The sequence below is a fragment of the Rhizobium sp. WSM4643 genome (assembly GCF_025152745.1).
GTDB classification, from domain to species: Bacteria; Pseudomonadota; Alphaproteobacteria; order Rhizobiales; family Rhizobiaceae; genus Rhizobium; species Rhizobium leguminosarum_I.
Window position 1 is genome coordinate 3,044,194 of sequence record NZ_CP104040.1, and the last position, 16,013, is coordinate 3,060,206.

The following is a 16,013-nucleotide window of genomic DNA, read 5'->3' on the forward strand; positions in this document are numbered from 1 at the left end:
CTCAGGCAGCACCTATTCTTCCGGTTCGGTGGTGAACATCAGCGGAAAGCCCATGCCCTTGGCAAGGTCGATGCCTTCCTTGGCCTTGGTCTCGGCGATATCTCTGGCGCAGACCACGACCACGCAGGAACCGAGCTTGTGCGCCGTCATCATCACCCGGTAGCCGGTCTCCTCGCTCATGCGGAAGACGGCCTTAAGGACCATGATGACGAACTCGCGCGGGGTATAGTCATCATTGACGAGGATGACCTTGTAGAGCTTCGGCTTGTCCAGCTTCGGCTTCACCTTGCTTTTCGGTTTCACGGCAATGTCACTGTCACTCATCGGAAAAATCCACCCGTTGATGACATGGGATCAGGAATCTTCAAAACCATCTAATCATTGTCGATGACGAATTTTCGACAGCCGGCCGGCCGGCTCCCCGCCCCAAACAGGCAAGAGCTTGTCGCCGGCTTCGACACCGATAGGGCCACTGCGTCTATACGAACAGCGACCGGCATTCTGATGAAATCAGCAATACGTCGAAATCTCCATCGGTATTCAAGAATAGGCCAGCACCGATCCGTCGGCAAGTGAGGTACGCTAAAAGCTCTCTAAGACTTGACCACATTGCTCCTTTATCTCATAGGCACCAGCAAGGAATTCAAGAACAGCAGGTTTCAGCCATGGGCTTCAAATGCGGTATCGTCGGGCTGCCGAATGTCGGCAAATCGACCCTCTTCAACGCGCTCACCAAGACGGCCGCCGCACAGGCGGCGAATTATCCCTTCTGCACCATCGAGCCGAACACCGGCGAAGTCGCCGTTCCCGATCCGCGCATGCGCAAGCTTGCCGACGTCGCCAAGTCGAAGGAATTGATCCCGACCCGCATCTCCTTCGTCGATATCGCCGGCCTGGTGCGCGGCGCCTCGAAGGGTGAAGGCCTCGGCAACCAGTTTCTCGCCAATATCCGCGAGGTCGATGCTATCGTGCATGTGCTGCGCTGCTTCGAAGACAGCGACATCACCCATGTCGAGGGCCGCATCAACCCGGTCGCCGATGCTGAGACGATCGAGACCGAGCTGATGCTTGCCGATCTCGAGAGCCTGGAGCGCCGCACCGAGCAGACCCGCAAGCGCACCACCGGCAAGGACAAGGATTCGGTGGCGATGCTGCCGATCATGGAAGCCTCGCTGAAGCTGCTCAACGAAGGCAAGCCGGTTCGCACGCTGCTGTCGACGCTCGACGCGGAAGAAATCGTCATCCTCAAGAGCCTCAATCTTCTTACTTCGCATCCGGTGCTCTACGTCTGCAACGTCGCCGAAGGCGATGCCTCGACCGGCAACGAATTCACCGAGGCCGTCGCGGTGATGGCGAAGGAGCAGGGTGCTGAAACCGTCACGATCTCGGCGGCGATCGAGTCTGAGGTCGCCCAGCTTCCCGAAGTGGAGGCCAAAGAATTCCTCTCCGCCCTCGACCTTGACGAGGCGGGCCTCGACCGGCTGATCCGCGCCGGCTACAAGCTGCTCCACCTCATCACCTATTTCACCGTCGGCCCGAAGGAAACACGCGCCTGGACGATCGAGCGCGGCACGAAGGCGCCGCAGGCCGCCGGCGTCATCCATTCGGATTTCGAACGCGGCTTCATCCGCGCCAACACCATCGCCTATGACGATTACATCAAATACAACGGTGAAGTCGGCGCCAAGGATGCCGGCAAAGCACGAGACGAAGGCAAGGAATACGTCGTCCAGGACGGCGACGTCATCCACTTCCGCTTCAACACCTGAACGGAAACTGCCGCTATCCCGATCAATTCATTTCGCCCAAATCGCTCAGCGGTTTGGGCGAAATCGTCAGACTTACGGAGTTGCCCCTAAGACGGCCGGCGGCAGTCTTTGCGAAATGGCGGCCGGCAGCGCCCGCAGCACGATGCGGCGCAGCGGCATCCAGCCCGTTCCGATGACGAGCACGATCGCCCCGACGACGATCAGCGTGGTGAAGATATAGGTGTCAACCGTCGCACTTCCCTGCCGGAAAATGCCGTAAATCGCAAAACCGAGCGACAGCAGTCCAGACGTGACGAAGGCCCGCCGGTCGATGACAAGGCCGATCAGCATCAGCACCACAACGCTGATAACGATGATCGGCGTCTTGATCGAAGCCGTCTGGGCAACATCCAGCAAATTGCCGTCGAACGAAATCAGCAGGCGGACGCTGAAGAGCAGCGCCGGTGCAGCACCCAGATGAAGCCAGAAGGCGATATCGGAGCGTGTCGTCCGGCGCATCCGATCGCCAAGGTCGAAATACAGCGCCGTTGCGAACAGCCCGAGCGCGCAAACGAGGCAGACCACCGCGAGCAAGACGGGATGGTTGGCGAAGAATTGCGGATCCCCGCTCGCCCATTGCATGAGCCGCAAAAGCAGGGTGAGGACGAATGCAAGGGCCGACATGATGCAGAGCGCCAACGCCAACGGCACACGATAGCGGACATAATAGGCGCCGAGAATGATAGGGAAGCCGGCAACGAACTGCGTCGCCTCCGCCCCGTTGAAAGCGGGTGTTATCGGCTTGAAGAAGTAGGACATCAGCAGGAATGTCCAGCAGAACAGCGCGATCGTCAGGCTGACTGCCGGCAGAGCAAGCCGCTGCCGGCGCACCAGGATCTCCGAAAGCACAATGATCGCGGGCAGCACGGCATAAAGTGCGGCAAGCCCCCAGAGGCCGCCGAGCGCCACGACGACACCGATCGTGATCAGCACATCGTGAAAGCCGCGCACGAAACGCGGTGTCTCGGTATCCGACCAGGCATGCTCTTCCTGCGCTGCCATTACCGGCCGTGCCTCTCTGACGGTGACACCGCGCTCGGCCAGAAACGGCAAAAGCCGGCCGCCTGCCTCCGGCGAAATCAGCCCCTGGCGTGCAGCTTCGTCGAGTATCGATCTCAGTTCCGTCATACCCGTTTATCTCCCCGGAATCATTGAGCCCGCGCGGATGCTATTGTAAGCATTGTGCGCTGCATATGGCGGGAGGAACGAATGTCGGCAGAAAAACTTTCCTTCGAGGATTTCCGGCCCGGCTGCCGCTTCGCGCTTGGCCCGAAGCTGGTCGTCGCCGAAGAAATCATTGAGTTCGCAAGGGAATTCGATCCGCAGCCGATGCATCTCGACGAGGCTGCCGGCCGCGCCAGCATTCTCGGCGGGCTTGCCGCCTCCGGCTGGCATACCTCTTCGATGTTCATGCGCATGATGGCCGACAGCTATGTGCTGCATTCGCTCTGCGAAGGTGCGCCGGGCGTCGATCTGATGGAATGGCGAAAGCCGGTGCTTGCCGGCGACACGCTGTCAGGCCATTCGACCGTGCTCGAAGCCCGGCCGATGCGCTCACGCCCCGGCATGGGCATCGTCAAATTCCGCCATGAGGTGGAAAACCAGCGCGGCGAACTTGTCTGCGTCTCGGAGAATTCGGTCATGTTCGGCATGCGTGCCCGTCCCGCAGATATCGGCATAAGCCCGGAGACGTCAGCATGAGGATGTCCGATCTTTACGCGGTTGGCGAGAAGGCCGAGATCGGCAGCTACACTTTTACCGAAGAAAACATCATCCGTTTCGCGACGCGATACGATCCGCAGCGTTTCCACGTCGACAAAGAAGCCGCCAAAGACACCCTCTTCGGCGATCTCTGCGCCTCGGGCTGGCACACCACCGCCGCCTGGATGCGAACCTTCCTCGCCTTTTGGGAAAGGCAGAGTGTCGCACTCGCACAAAAGGGTCTAACGTCGCCGAACCTCGGCCCCTCGCCTGGTTTCCAGAAATTGCAATGGCTGCGGCCGGTCTTCGTCGGCGACGTCGTCACCTACTCCGTCGCCTTCCTCTCCAGCAGGGCGCTCGCGTCACGACCGGGATGGCACCTCAACACCATCCTCTGCGAGGGCGTCAATCAAAACGGCGATGCTGTTATCCGCTTCGAAAGCGGCGTGCTCGAATTCGACTGACGCTGCAGGCAGGAAGACTCAGTGGCCGGAGAATTCGACCAGCGTGTGCACGATAACGCCGAGTTCTTCCAGCTTTCTGCGGCCGCCGAGATCCGGCAGGTCGATGACGAAGCAGGCGCCGACCACTTCCGCGCCCATCTGGCGCAGCAGCTTCGTTGCGCCGACGGCCGTGCCGCCGGTGGCGATCAGGTCGTCGACCAGGATCACCTTCTCGCCGGGCTGCACCGCATCGCGATGCATCTCCATCTCGTCGACGCCATATTCCAGACTGTAGGCGATGCGCACGGTCTCGTGCGGCAGTTTGCCCTTCTTGCGGATCGGCACGAAGCCCGAGGAAAGCTGGTGGGCCACGGCACCGCCCAGAATGAAGCCGCGCGCCTCCATGCCGGCGATCTTGTCGATTTTCGTGCCCGCATAGGGCTGCACCAGTTCGTCAACCGCCCTGCGGAAAGTGCGTGGATTGCCGAGCAGCGTGGTGATGTCACGGAAAATGATGCCGGGCTTGGGATAGTCGGAAATGGAGCGGATGCTGGCTGCGAGCTCCGAAATCGTATTGTCCATGGAAAGTCCATATTCTGCGAGGGCATGAAACTGGCCGCACCCTATCAATTGCCAGGGGCGGAACCAACAGAAAAGGCGGCCCGAGGCCGCCTTTTGAATGTCGATCGGGAACCGCTCAATGTTCCTTGTTGGCGTAGATCGAGCGCTTCGTCAGGTAGATCAGCACCGTGAAGATCAAGAGGAAGATCATCACCATGAAGCCCGTACGCTTGCGCTCCTCAAGATGCGGCTCGGCGGCCCACATCAGGAAGGCGGAGACGTCTTTCGAATACTGGTCGACCGTCGCCGGCGCGCCATCGTCATAGGTCACCTGGCCGTCGGAGAGCGGCTTCGGCATGGCAAGGACAGCCGCGGCATGGAAATAAGGGTTATAATGGCCGCCCTGCGGCACCTGGAAACCGGCTGGCGGCTCTTCATAACCGGTCAGCAGCGAATGGATGTAATCCGGGCCACCTTCTTGATATTGCGTGAAGATGTCGAAGACGAATTGCGGGAAGCCGCGCTCGACTTCGCGAGCCTTTGCAATCAGCGAAAAGTCGGGCGGAGCCGCACCGTTGTTGGAAGCAGCAGCGGCCTCCGCGTTGGGGAAAGGCGCCGGGAAGTGATCGGAAGGGACCGCTTTGCGGGTAAACATTTCACCGGCAGCGTTCGGGCCGTCCTGAACCTCGTAATTCGCTGCGAAAGCCTTCACCTGCGCCTCGGAATAACCGAGCTCGTCCAGCATGCGGAAGGGCACAAGGTTCATCGAATGGCAGGCGGAACAGACTTCGGTGTAGACCTTGAGGCCGCGCTGAAGCTGACCCTTGTCATAGTGGCCGAACGGACCGGCAAAAGTCCATTCCTCCTCCTTCGGCTCCTTCAGCGGATAGTGCGGCGTCGCACTTTCCTCGTGATGGGCGGGAGCCGCGCCGTTTGCGGGCGTCGCTTCCTGGGCAAAGGCGGCGCTGCTGAGAACGGTAGCGACAGCGAGCGGCAGAATGCTTGCAACAAGCTTTTTCATATTCCTATTCCTTCGCTCGCTTACGCTTTGGCCGCCGCACTGGCTGCAGCTGTTTTGTTGCGCTTTTCGAGCACCGCTTCGGTGATCGAGTTCGGGATGCGGCGCGGCGTTTCCACCAGGCCGAGAACTGGCATCGCGACCAGGAAGAAAGCGAAGTAGAGGAGTGTGCAGAACTGCGAGATCATGACATAGCCACCTTCCGCCGGCTGCGAACCGAGCCAGCCGAGGATGATCGCATTGATCACGAACAGCCAGTAGAACAGCTTGTACCAGGGGCGGTAAACGGCCGAACGGACCTTCGACGTATCGAGCCAGGGCAGGAAGAACAGCACGATGATCGCGCCGAACATCACCAGCACGCCGCCAAGCTTGGAGTCGATCGGACCGACGTTGAAGGTGATCGAACGCAGCATCGCGTAGAACGGCAGGAAGTACCATTCCGGAACGATATGGGCCGGCGTCTTCAACGGGTCGGCCGGGATGTAGTTGTCGGCGTGGCCGAGGAAGTTCGGCAGGTAGAAGACGAAATAGGCATAGACCAGCAGGAAGATTGAGACGCCGAGAGCATCCTTCATCGTCGCATAAGGCGTGAAGCGCACCGTGTCCGTCTTCGTCTTGACCTCGACGCCCGTCGGGTTCGTCTGGCCGACGACGTGCAGTGCCCAGATGTGCAGGATGACGACGCCGGCGATCATGAACGGCAGCAGGTAGTGTAGCGAGAAGAAGCGGTTCAGCGTCGGATTTTCGACAGCGAAACCGCCGAGCAGGAACTGCTGCACCCATTCGCCGATCAGCGGGAAGGCCGAGAAGAAGCCGGTGATGACGGTGGCGCCCCAGAAGGACATCTGGCCCCAGGGCAGAACGTAGCCCATGAAGCCGGTCGCCATCATCAAGAGGTAGATGACCACGCCGAGGATCCAGAGGATTTCGCGCGGCGCCTTGTAGGAGCCGTAATAGAGGCCGCGGGCAATGTGCAGGTACACCGCGACGAAGAAGAAGGACGCGCCGTTGGCATGCATATAGCGCAGCAGCCAGCCGTGGTTGACGTCGCGCATGATCTTTTCAACGGAGTTGAAGGCGACCGACGATTCGGCAGCGTAATGCATGGCGAGCGTGACGCCCGTCAGGATCTGCACCACCAGCATGACGGCGAGCATGGCGCCGAAGGTGTAGGCGTAATTCAGGTTACGCGGAACCGGATAGGCGACGAAGCTGTCATAGACCATACGCGGCAATGGAAGGCGCGCATCGACCCATTTCTCGAGGCCGGTTGATGGCTCGTAGCTGGAATGGCCACTCATTAATCAGTCTCCCCTCAACCGATCTTGATCTTGGTATCGGACAAAAATGAAAAGGTCGGAATCGCCAGGTTCTGCGGCGCCGGGCCTTTGCGGATGCGGCCGGCCGTGTCGTAGACCGAGCCATGGCAGGGACAGAACCAACCATTATATTCACCGGCCTGGCCGAGCGGCACGCAGCCGAGATGCGTGCAGGTGCCGATCATGACGATCCAGTTTTCCTTGCCCTTGCCGCCCGAACGGTCAACACCCGTTGCCTGAGCGTCGACAGGAAGGTTTGCATTGCGCGCGATCGGGTCCTTCAGATCGCCAAGCTGGACGGCGTTTGCCGCTTCCACTTCCTCAGGCGTGCGATTGCGGATGAAGATCGGCTTGCCGCGCCATTTGACCGTCAGTGACATGCCAGGCTCAAGGCTGGCAACGTCGACTTCGATGGAGGCGAGAGCGAGCGTCGAAGCGTCAGGACGCATCTGATCGATGAATGGCCAAGCGACTGCAACGGCGCCGACGGCGCCTGCCATACCAGTGGTGAGATAAAGGAAATCACGGCGAGTGGGTTCGCCCATGCCCTCGCTTGTCGTTTCGTGTTCGCTCACGGCTAACATCCTCTGCGCAATTTTCGCGGAATTCCGCCCTGCCCCCTCTACCGGCGAATCTCTCTGGACACAATTCGGCCATAGATTCCCCGGCAATCCGGCGCGTTCTATGCTTGATCGCAAATTATGTCCAGCCTTGGCAAGGGGATGAGGGCACAATGTCGCGGGAAATTTCGGAGGAATTTTTTAAGGCAAACACGCGCTTGCCGTTATGTTGCATTGCAACAAAAACGGCCTCGTGATAGGCGCAGTCGCAGCCACGCCAGCGAGCCGGACCGGAGCGGATGAGAGACACGATTTTTTGCGTATTCAGCGTCCTCACGACCCTCGTTCTCGCCATCGTCTCTCTGCGATACGTTGCCGATTTCTATCTGCTGTCGTTCTTTTACAGCTTCCAGGTCCATCTGGCGGTGGCCGGTGTGGTGGCCTCCGTCGCAGCCCTTCTCGTCAAGCGGCATTGGTATGCGCTGCTGACCTTCGCGGTATCGGTGGTCCTTGCCGTCCACGGCGTCGTGATGATGCGCGAGTTCATCGAACCATCAGTCGAGGAGAGCCGCCCGGCCCTGTTCAGGCTGATGTCCTTCAATATCGAGAACGATAATTTCGCAAACGGCCCTGACATCGCCGACATGGTCATCGCCTCGGGCGCCGATGTCGTCAACATCCTGGAGGCCGAACCGGTGCTGTCTGAACTGCCGCGGTTGTTGAAGGCCTATCCCTATTACATCGGATGCGGCGTCGGCATGGAGCAATGCGATACGCTGGTCTTGTCGAAACGTCCGCTGATCGAACCCCACATCCGCAATCTCGGCCTGCTCTGGCGCAATCGGCTGACGATCTCGACGATCGATTTCGACGGCCAGAAGGTCAATTTCCTCGCCGCGCACCTGACAAAACCTTATTACGATGAGTTCCACGGCCTCGAAATCTGGGATCTCGCGGAGATCATCCCTTCCCTTTCGGGACCGCTCGTCCTTTCCGGTGATTTCAATACGTCGATTCTGGCGCCAGACGTGCAGTATCTCATGCGCACCCAAAGCTTGGGCACGGTATCGCTGGAGCCCGCGACATGGCCGATCCGGGCCGGCGCCTTCGGTATTCCGATCGATCACGTCTTTACCCGGGCGCCGCTGCGGCTGAAATCGGTGCGCCGCATCGAGAACGGCTTCGGATCAAATCATTTTGGCCTCATGGCGGAATTTGTCATCGATCCTTGAGCCCGTGTCCTCATCCGTAGCGAGGAAGCCGCCGGACTGGCGCGCCCAAAGTTCGGCATAGAGCCCGCCGTGGCGAAGCAGTTCGTCATGACTGCCTTCCTCGATAATCCGGCCGAGATCGACGACGATGAGCCGGTCGAGCGCGGCGATCGTCGACAGCCGATGGGCGATCGCAAGCACCGTCTTGCCTTCCATGATCCGATGGAGATTGGACTGGATCGCTTCCTCCACTTCCGAATCGAGCGCCGACGTCGCTTCGTCGAGAACGAGGATTGGGGCGTCCTTCAGCATGACGCGGGCAATGGCGATGCGCTGCCGCTGCCCGCCTGACAGTTTGACGCCGCGTTCGCCGACATGCGCATCGAAACCTCTACGGCCCTGCTGATCCTGCAGGCGGGCGATGAAGTCGATGGCTTCGGCGCGCCTCGCCGCCTCCACCAGCCCGTCCTCGCCGGCATCCGGCCGTCCGAACAGGATATTGTCGCGCACCGAACGATGCAGCAACGAGGTGTCCTGGCTGACGACGCCGATCTGCATCCTGAGCGATTCCTGCGTCACGGCTGCAATATCCTGGCCGTCGATCAGAATGCGGCCGTCCTGAATATCGTAGAGGCGCAGCAGCAGGTTCATCAGCGTTGATTTCCCCGCGCCCGAACGGCCGACGATCCCGACCTTCTCGCCGGGCCGGATGGTCAGGGAGAAATTCTCGACGACCGGCTGATGACCCTTGCCGTAGCGGAAGGAAACATTGTCGAAGCGGATACCCGGCTGCCGGACCACCAGGTTTTTCGCATCAAGCCGATCGACGAGCCCTAGAGGCTGGGAGATCAGTTCGGCGGCGTTCTGGATGGTGCCTAGATTGCGCATGATGCCGTTGAACTGCGTCATCAGCCGTCCGAGCAGGAAATTCAACCTCAGCACCAGTGCCAGAGAGAATGCCACCGCGCCCGAACTGACCAGGCCGCGCAGCCAGAGATCGACGCTCAGCCCGGCCATCGTCACGATCATCAGGCCGGAGAGCAGCGCCATGGAGGCCCTGACGCCGGTGATGAACCGCGTGAAGCGCAGCACCGTATCCTGAAAGATATCGAAGCCCTGCCGCATATAGCGGTCGCTCTCCTCATCGCGCGCAAACAGCTTTAGCGTCTGCATGTTGCTGTAGGAGTCGACCATCCTGCCGTTCAGCATCGATCCGGCTTCCGCCGTTTCGCGGGAATGATGGCGGATGCGCGGAACGAAGTGGCGCGCAAGCAGGCTGAAGGCGCCAAGCCAGAACAGCACGACGGCGGCAAGGGAAAAGTCCAGCCGGGCGACGAGCACGAGCGTCGTTACGGCATAAATGCCGACGAACCAGACGCTTTCCATCAGCGAGGTGACGAGATCGCCGGTCGCTTGCCCCGCCGACCAGACCTTGGTGACGATGCGCCCGGAGAAATCGCTCTGGAAGAACGACAATGACTGCCTGGAGACGTAGAGATAGGATTGCCAGCGAGCGAGATTGTAGAAGCCCGGCGTGATCACCTGCTGGTCGACGAGTGCGATCAGGAAGGCGACGACGAAGCGTACGAGCCCGATAAGGGCGAGCATGCCGAACAATTCGCCGCCATGGGCGGCGAGAAGACCGTTCCAGCCGGCACCAGGCGTGATGCTCCCGAGGATATCGACCAAGCGTCCGACGAACCAGAATAGTGCAGCCTCGATTGCCGCCGATGTCCCACCGAGAACGAGCATGGCGATAAACGGCATCCTCGCCTGGCTGATATAGAACCAGATGAATCCGAGCGTCGAGCGCGGCGGTTGGAGATTGGCGCGTGAGCGGAACGGGTCGATCCAGGTTTCGAATCGACGCAAGATGGGGTTCAGCAACATAGAAGCGATATAGGCGGATTAGCCGACCCGGAAAAGAGAATGAAAAGCGGACAGAATGTTATATTTTGGTAACTATCGATAACATCGGCGGCATCGACATTGACTGCCCCTCAACCGGTCACAATCTGACGTTACGATCGCGCTTCACCGGAGACAACGTTCATGGAAACGAAAATGCTCGATGCGCATATTCCGCTTCCGCTCGCGGAAAGGCTCGATGCCCTGGCCATCGATCTGGCGCTGCCGCGCGACGAGATCGTCACCGAGGCCATCACCGCCTGGATCGACCAGGAGGAGCGCCGCCGCATCACAGCGTTGCGCACGATCGCCGCCGCCAACACCATCGTCCTCATCGAACATCACCGCGCGATTGATTGGGCCGACAGCCTTTGAACGGGAAGCAAACGCGGTCAGGTCTTCAGCAACCGTCCAGCAAGCTCATAGCCATCCTAAGAATTCAAGAGGCCCTCCCCACTTCCGTGGAGAGGGCCTCATTGCATCTTATTGCGCCGCTACTTCCGCTTCCTCGGCATGATCGGAGAGGAAGCCGCCGGACTGGCGGTTCCAGAGGTCGGCATAGATGCCGCCTCCCGCGATCAGTTCGCTGTGCGAACCGGCCTCGATGATCCGGCCCTTGTCGAGCACGATCAGCCGGTCCATCTCCGTCAGCGTCGAAAGCCGGTGGGCGATCGCGATCACCGTCTTGCCCTCCATGAGGGCGAAGAGGTTTTCCTGGATCGCCGCCTCAACTTCCGAATCAAGCGCCGAGGTCGCCTCGTCGAGCACCAGGATCGGCGCGTCCTTGAGGAAGACGCGGGCGATCGCGATGCGCTGCCGCTGGCCGCCGGAGAGCTTGACGCCGCGTTCGCCGACCTGCGCGTCCAGCCCTTCGCGGCCCTGCAAGTCGACGAGACCTTCGATGAACTCCCAGGCATTCGCGCGTTTGGCGGCCTCGATCACCTCGGCGTCCGTTGCATCGGGGCGACCGTAGGCGATGTTGTCGCGGATCGAGCGATGCAGCAGCGAGGTGTCCTGCGTCACCACGCCGATCAGCGAGCGCAGGCTTTCCTGCGAAACGCCGGCGATGTCCTGCCCGTCGATGGTGATGCGGCCGGCCTCCAAATCATAGAAGCGCAGCAGCAGGTTCATCAGTGTCGTCTTGCCGGCGCCGGAGCGGCCGACCAGGCCGACCTTCTCGCCCGCCTTGATGTCGAGCGAAAGATTGTCGATGACGCCCTTGCTCTTGCCGTAGTGAAAGCGGATCCGGTCGTAGTGGATCGCACCCTTCTTCGCCGTCAGGGTGGGTGCGCCCGGCTTGTCGACGATGTCGTGCTGTTTGCTCATCATCTCCATGCCGTCATAGACCGTGCCGATATTCTCAAACAGTGCCGAGACTTCCCACATGATCCATTGCGACATGCCGTTGACACGCATGGCAAGACCGATGGCGATGGCGATGGCGCCGACTGAGATCGCCCCATTCAGCCAGAACCAGATCGACAGGCCCGATATGACGAAGAGCGCGATGCAGTTGTTCATGTAGACGCTGATATGGAAGAGCGTCACCTTGCGCATCTGCTTGTGCACGGTCTGCAGGAACTCGTCCATGCCCTCCTTGGCGTAAACCTCCTCGCGCCCCGCATGCGAAAACAGCTTGACGGTCGCGATATTGGTATAGCTGTCGACCACGCGTCCCGTCATCATCGAGCGCGCATCCGCCTGCGCCGCCGCAATCTTGCGAAGCCGCGGCACGAAATAGGCGACGATGCTGATATAAACTGCGAGCCAGACGAGGATCGGGATCATCAGCCGCCAGTCGGCCGCTGCGATGACGACGATCATCGTCAGGAAGTAGGTGACGACATAGACGAAGACGTCGAGGATCTTCATCACCGTTTCGCGCACCGCAAGCGACGTCTGCATCACCTTGGTCGCGACACGCCCGGCAAACTCATTGGCAAAGAACGACATGCTGTGGCGCAGCAGGAAGCGGTGCATCTGCCAGCGTGCGATCATCGGATAATTGCCGAGCATCATCTGATGCATGATGAGAGAATCGAGCCCGGCAGTCAGCGGCAGGCCGACCAGCACCAGCGCCGCCATCCAGAAAAGCTTGTGACCTTCTCTCTCCAGGAAGGTGGCGCGGTCGGCATTGGTCAGCCAGTCGACGATGTCACCGAGGAACTGGAAGAGCGCCACTTCGCCGATCGCGATCAGTGCGGTCAGCACGGCCATCAGGCCGAGCCAGGGCGCGGCCGGCTTGCTGTAGTGCCAGCAGAAGGCAAAAAGGCCTTTCGGCGGGACGACGGGGTCCTCGCTTGGAAAGGGATTGAGTCGCTGTTCGAACCAGCCAAACATGAAATTGCTCCGAAACGTCAGCGTTCCGGCTCCCGGCTTCGCGCCATCCCAGCGCTACGCAAGCACACATGGGAACCGAACGTTCAAGGGGCGAGGCTGAGACAGCCGCACAATGGATCAGAAAGGAAATTCAGGGAAGCAAGCCGCACTATCGGCGGAAAATCGCACCGCTTGGCATCACGGCCGGGAGGCGCACATACAGCAAAATATTCATTCTGGCGCTCCTTGCTGGCGATTGAAGATATGCACCGATAACGCGAAAACGACGAATTTTCCAGCCCTATTCTGCCAAAAAATTCATCTTTTCGGGCCCAAACGCGTCATGTTGCTTCGAAATCACAGTTGCATTAGGCCTTTGGCGGTGAAAGCGGGAAGATGGCGCATCATGACTTCACTTAGACTGGCACTCTATCAGCCGGATATTCCGGGCAATACCGGCACGATCCTGCGCCTTGCCGCCTGCCTTGGTTTCGCGGTCGATCTGATCGAGCCCGCCGGCTTCGACATTTCCGACCGCAACCTGAAACGGGCCGGCATGGATTATATCGCCGCTGCCGCCCTCACCCGCCATGTCAGCTGGGACCGCTTCGAGGCGTGGCGTCTGGCCACCGGCCGCCGCCTGATCCTCGCCTCGACCAAGGCGGCGGATCGCTATACCGATCTTGCCTACCGCCCGGACGATATCCTGCTTTTCGGTCGCGAAAGCGCCGGCGTGCCGGATCAGGTGCATGAGAGGGCCGATGCGCGCGTCCTGATCCCGATGGTCGAAGGCCAGCGCTCGATCAACGTCGCAGTCTCGGCCGCGATGATCGTCGGCGAGGCGATGCGCCAGACTGTCTGGGCTTGAACGACATCAGACTGGCGGAGAATAATCCGGCGCAATCGTAAATCAGCTCCGCATTGTCGGAAATTGACATTGCCAAGCCGTCAAACCGGTTTATATTTATTAGCCGAACAATAAAAACTGCTCCCCGACCTCTAAGATTCCAACGGTTTGGAAAGTTTTATTTAGAAAAACCACGCTCTTAGGACGTGAAAGAAGAATAAAACAACAAAATGGACTCTACAATTATCATGATCAACCTGTTCGGCGCCGTGGCTCTGCTGCTGTTCGGCCTCGCGCAGGTAAAGGATGGCGTATCCAGAGCCTTCGGCGCCCGCCTGAGAACAGGTCTGGCGACCGGCACGCGCGGCAGCCTTCGTTCTTTCCTGTCAGGCCTCGTCGCAACCATCGCGCTGCAGAGCTCGACGGCAACGGCACTGATGACGGCCTCCTTCGTCGAGCGTGACCTGATCAAGCCGCGCATGGCGCAGATCGTCCTGCTCGGCGCTAACGTCGGTACCGCGATCACCGCCTGGATCGTGGCAACGGGCATCGAATGGCTCTCTCCTCTCCTGATTCTTGTCGGCATCGTGCTTTGCCGCGGCCGTTCAAGCACCAGCCAGGGTGGTGGCACAGCGCTGATCGGCATCGGCCTGATGCTGCTGTCGCTGCACCTGCTTGGCCTTGCGACGGAACCGATGCGCGCCTCTCCCGCCCTTGCCGCTTTCATCGGCCTGCTGGACGGCGCCCTGCCCGTGGCGATGATCGTCTCGGCAGCACTTGCCTTCGCATCTTCGTCGAGCCTTGCGGTGGTGGTGCTCATCCTGTCACTCGCCTCGGCCGGCGTGGTCTCCGCCGAACTCGTCATCGTGCTCGTGCTCGGCGCCAATCTCGGCGGCGCAATACCGCCTGTCGTCGCGACATTGTCCGGCCCGGTTTCGGCGCGGCGCGTCACCCTCGGCAATCTCGCCGTCCGCACGCTCGGCTGCCTTATCGCCCTGCCGCTGGCAGGATATGGCGCGGAACTCATTCAAATGCTGCCCTTCGGCCCTGCCAAGCTGCCGGTCGATGCCCATCTTGCCTTCAACCTTCTGCTGGCGGCGCTGGCCTGGCCATTCTCCCGGCCGCTCGCTGCCCTGATGGCCCGGCTGGTGCCGGATCAAGCCGAGCCCGACAGCGCTCCGAAATATCTGGATGCGCAGGAGCTTTCGACGCCGGTCGTGGCGCTGGCCAGCGCTACCCGCGAAGTGCTCGGCGTCGGCGACCTGATCGAGCGCATGCTGATCCGGGTGTCCGAAGCCTTCGAACACGGTGATCCCTCCAAACTTGCCGAGATTCCCGCCCTCGAAGAGCGCGTCGACCGGCTGCAGCAGGCGGTGAAGGTCTATCTCTCGAAGCTCGGCCGCGAGGGTCTCAGCGATGAGAACGCCCGCCGCTCGATCGTCGTCATCGATTATGCGATCAACCTTGAGCATATGGGCGACATCATCGAGAAGGGCCTAGCGGAGCAGGTGGCGAAGAAGATCTCCCTCGGCTTGAAATTTTCCGAGGACGGTCATCAGGAACTGCGCAAGCTGTTCGACCTGACGATCGACAATCTGCGGGTCGCCCAGACGATCTTCGTCACCCGCGATTTCAATCTCGCGCGTCAGATGATGGAGGTAAAAGTAGAGGTGCGCCGCATGGAAAAGCAGTCTGCCGAGCGCCATCTCGAACGTCTGCGTGACGGCCGCACCGACAGCCTGCAGACGAGTTCGCTGCATCTCGACATGTTGCGCGACCTGAAGCGCATCAACGCCCACATCGTCTCGGTGGCGCATCCGATCATGGATGAAAGCGGCCTGCTGATCGAAAGCCGAGTGCGGGCGACCGCAAAGTGACGGTCAGTCGGCCGAAGGCAGGCGGCGCATGGTGAATTCGATCTGGTCTCCGTCGAGCTGACGCCAACTCTCCACCTCGGTCCAATAGGCGGCTTTCGGATATTCGTCGAACCATTCGCGCGCCTTGGCGCGTGCGTCCATGAGGCCGAGGCAATATGTCTCACGCACGAAATGGTCTTTCTTGCGCGGAGGATTTTCCGCCCGATGTCTCGCTATCCTGCGCTTCAGGCCGTCGAAGGACGGAGGCCCTGGAACTTTTTTCATCAAACTTACCTCCTTGGAAAAGGTAATATCGAAATTCTTGATTTGCGAGTCGAATCTTGGAAGCGCACGGACGATGATTGGCCACGCTTGGCGAGATGCAGCACCAACTGCTAATTATGGCGTGCAATCAAGAATGAGCGAGTCGCCTCCGAAGGAGATGTCGATCGCCGGAGG

16 protein-coding genes are annotated in these 16,013 nt (G+C 60.3%); 7 read left to right on the forward strand and 9 right to left on the reverse strand.

The annotated features are described in order from the left end of the window. Positions 1 to 12 precede the first annotated feature (12 nt). Positions 13 to 324 (reverse strand): ATP-dependent Clp protease adapter ClpS, encoded by a 312-nt coding sequence (gene clpS, locus N1937_RS15345; protein WP_260056496.1) that lies wholly within the window; start codon positions 322 to 324, stop codon positions 13 to 15. A gap of 341 nt (positions 325 to 665) precedes the next feature. Between clpS and ychF the strand changes: the two genes are divergently transcribed. Further along, positions 666 to 1,769: a redox-regulated ATPase YchF gene (gene ychF, locus N1937_RS15350; protein ID WP_260056497.1), complete on the forward strand. Its 1,104-nt coding sequence runs from the start codon at positions 666 to 668 to the stop codon at positions 1,767 to 1,769. 72 nt (positions 1,770 to 1,841) lie between these two features. Here the strand turns inward: ychF and N1937_RS15355 are convergent, their stop codons facing one another. Continuing rightward, positions 1,842 to 2,936 (reverse strand): hypothetical protein, encoded by a 1,095-nt coding sequence (locus N1937_RS15355; RefSeq protein WP_260056498.1) that lies wholly within the window; start codon positions 2,934 to 2,936, stop codon positions 1,842 to 1,844. A gap of 81 nt (positions 2,937 to 3,017) precedes the next feature. Between N1937_RS15355 and N1937_RS15360 the strand changes: the two genes are divergently transcribed. Together N1937_RS15360 and N1937_RS15365 are read left to right on the forward strand one after the other, a co-directional pair. Continuing rightward, positions 3,018 to 3,509, forward strand: coding sequence for a MaoC family dehydratase (locus N1937_RS15360; protein ID WP_222312692.1), 492 nt, complete (start codon positions 3,018 to 3,020; stop codon positions 3,507 to 3,509). Then, positions 3,506 to 3,973, forward strand: coding sequence for a MaoC family dehydratase (locus tag N1937_RS15365; protein WP_017965335.1), 468 nt, complete (start codon positions 3,506 to 3,508; stop codon positions 3,971 to 3,973). Before N1937_RS15360 ends, N1937_RS15365 begins: the two co-directional genes overlap by 4 nt. Positions 3,974 to 3,991: 18 nt before the next feature. Here N1937_RS15365 and N1937_RS15370 read toward each other — a convergent pair whose 3' ends face one another. The 4 genes from N1937_RS15370 to petA all read right to left on the reverse strand — a co-directional run bounded on the left by N1937_RS15370 (position 3,992) and on the right by petA (position 7,428). Further along, positions 3,992 to 4,534: an adenine phosphoribosyltransferase gene (locus N1937_RS15370; RefSeq protein WP_017965336.1), complete on the reverse strand. Its 543-nt coding sequence runs from the start codon at positions 4,532 to 4,534 to the stop codon at positions 3,992 to 3,994. 115 nt (positions 4,535 to 4,649) lie between these two features. After that, positions 4,650 to 5,534, reverse strand: coding sequence for a cytochrome c1 (locus N1937_RS15375; protein ID WP_017965337.1), 885 nt, complete (start codon positions 5,532 to 5,534; stop codon positions 4,650 to 4,652). Between the two features lie 20 nt (positions 5,535 to 5,554). Further along, positions 5,555 to 6,835, reverse strand: a complete 1,281-nt coding sequence (locus N1937_RS15380) for a cytochrome b (protein ID WP_017965338.1) — start codon at positions 6,833 to 6,835, stop codon at positions 5,555 to 5,557. Positions 6,836 to 6,849: 14 nt separating this feature from the next. Further along, positions 6,850 to 7,428: a ubiquinol-cytochrome c reductase iron-sulfur subunit gene (gene petA / locus N1937_RS15385; protein ID WP_026154254.1), complete on the reverse strand. Its 579-nt coding sequence runs from the start codon at positions 7,426 to 7,428 to the stop codon at positions 6,850 to 6,852. 284 nt (positions 7,429 to 7,712) lie between these two features. Between petA and N1937_RS15390 the strand changes: the two genes are divergently transcribed. After that, on the forward strand, positions 7,713 to 8,645 hold the full coding sequence (locus N1937_RS15390) for an endonuclease/exonuclease/phosphatase family protein (RefSeq protein ID WP_222386572.1): 933 nt from the start codon (positions 7,713 to 7,715) through the stop codon (positions 8,643 to 8,645). Here N1937_RS15390 and N1937_RS15395 read toward each other — a convergent pair. Beyond that, positions 8,601 to 10,514, reverse strand: a complete 1,914-nt coding sequence (locus tag N1937_RS15395; protein WP_260056499.1) for an ABC transporter ATP-binding protein — start codon at positions 10,512 to 10,514, stop codon at positions 8,601 to 8,603. The genes N1937_RS15390 and N1937_RS15395 overlap by 45 nt on opposite strands. 162 nt (positions 10,515 to 10,676) lie before the next feature. On the opposite strand from N1937_RS15395, the gene N1937_RS15400 reads away from it, so the two are divergent. Further along, positions 10,677 to 10,907 carry a ribbon-helix-helix protein, CopG family gene (locus N1937_RS15400; RefSeq protein ID WP_130662010.1) on the forward strand — a complete coding sequence of 77 codons (231 nt, stop codon included), beginning with the start codon at positions 10,677 to 10,679 and terminating at the stop codon, positions 10,905 to 10,907. Between the two features lie 108 nt (positions 10,908 to 11,015). Here the strand turns inward: N1937_RS15400 and N1937_RS15405 are convergent, their stop codons facing one another. Beyond that, on the reverse strand, positions 11,016 to 12,872 hold the full coding sequence (locus N1937_RS15405) for an ABC transporter ATP-binding protein (RefSeq protein WP_170260662.1): 1,857 nt from the start codon (positions 12,870 to 12,872) through the stop codon (positions 11,016 to 11,018). 385 nt (positions 12,873 to 13,257) lie between these two features. On the opposite strand from N1937_RS15405, the gene N1937_RS15410 reads away from it, so the two are divergent. Beyond that, the gene (locus tag N1937_RS15410; RefSeq protein WP_162116512.1) at positions 13,258 to 13,719 is read left to right on the forward strand and encodes a tRNA (cytidine(34)-2'-O)-methyltransferase; all 462 of its coding nucleotides are present in this window, start codon (positions 13,258 to 13,260) and stop codon (positions 13,717 to 13,719) included. 209 nt (positions 13,720 to 13,928) lie between these two features. Next, on the forward strand, positions 13,929 to 15,575 hold the full coding sequence (locus tag N1937_RS15415) for a Na/Pi cotransporter family protein (protein WP_170260660.1): 1,647 nt from the start codon (positions 13,929 to 13,931) through the stop codon (positions 15,573 to 15,575). Between the two features lie 3 nt (positions 15,576 to 15,578). Here the strand turns inward: N1937_RS15415 and N1937_RS15420 are convergent, their stop codons facing one another. Further along, positions 15,579 to 15,839: a hypothetical protein gene (locus N1937_RS15420; RefSeq protein ID WP_017965345.1), complete on the reverse strand. Its 261-nt coding sequence runs from the start codon at positions 15,837 to 15,839 to the stop codon at positions 15,579 to 15,581. Positions 15,840 to 16,013 lie beyond the last annotated feature (174 nt).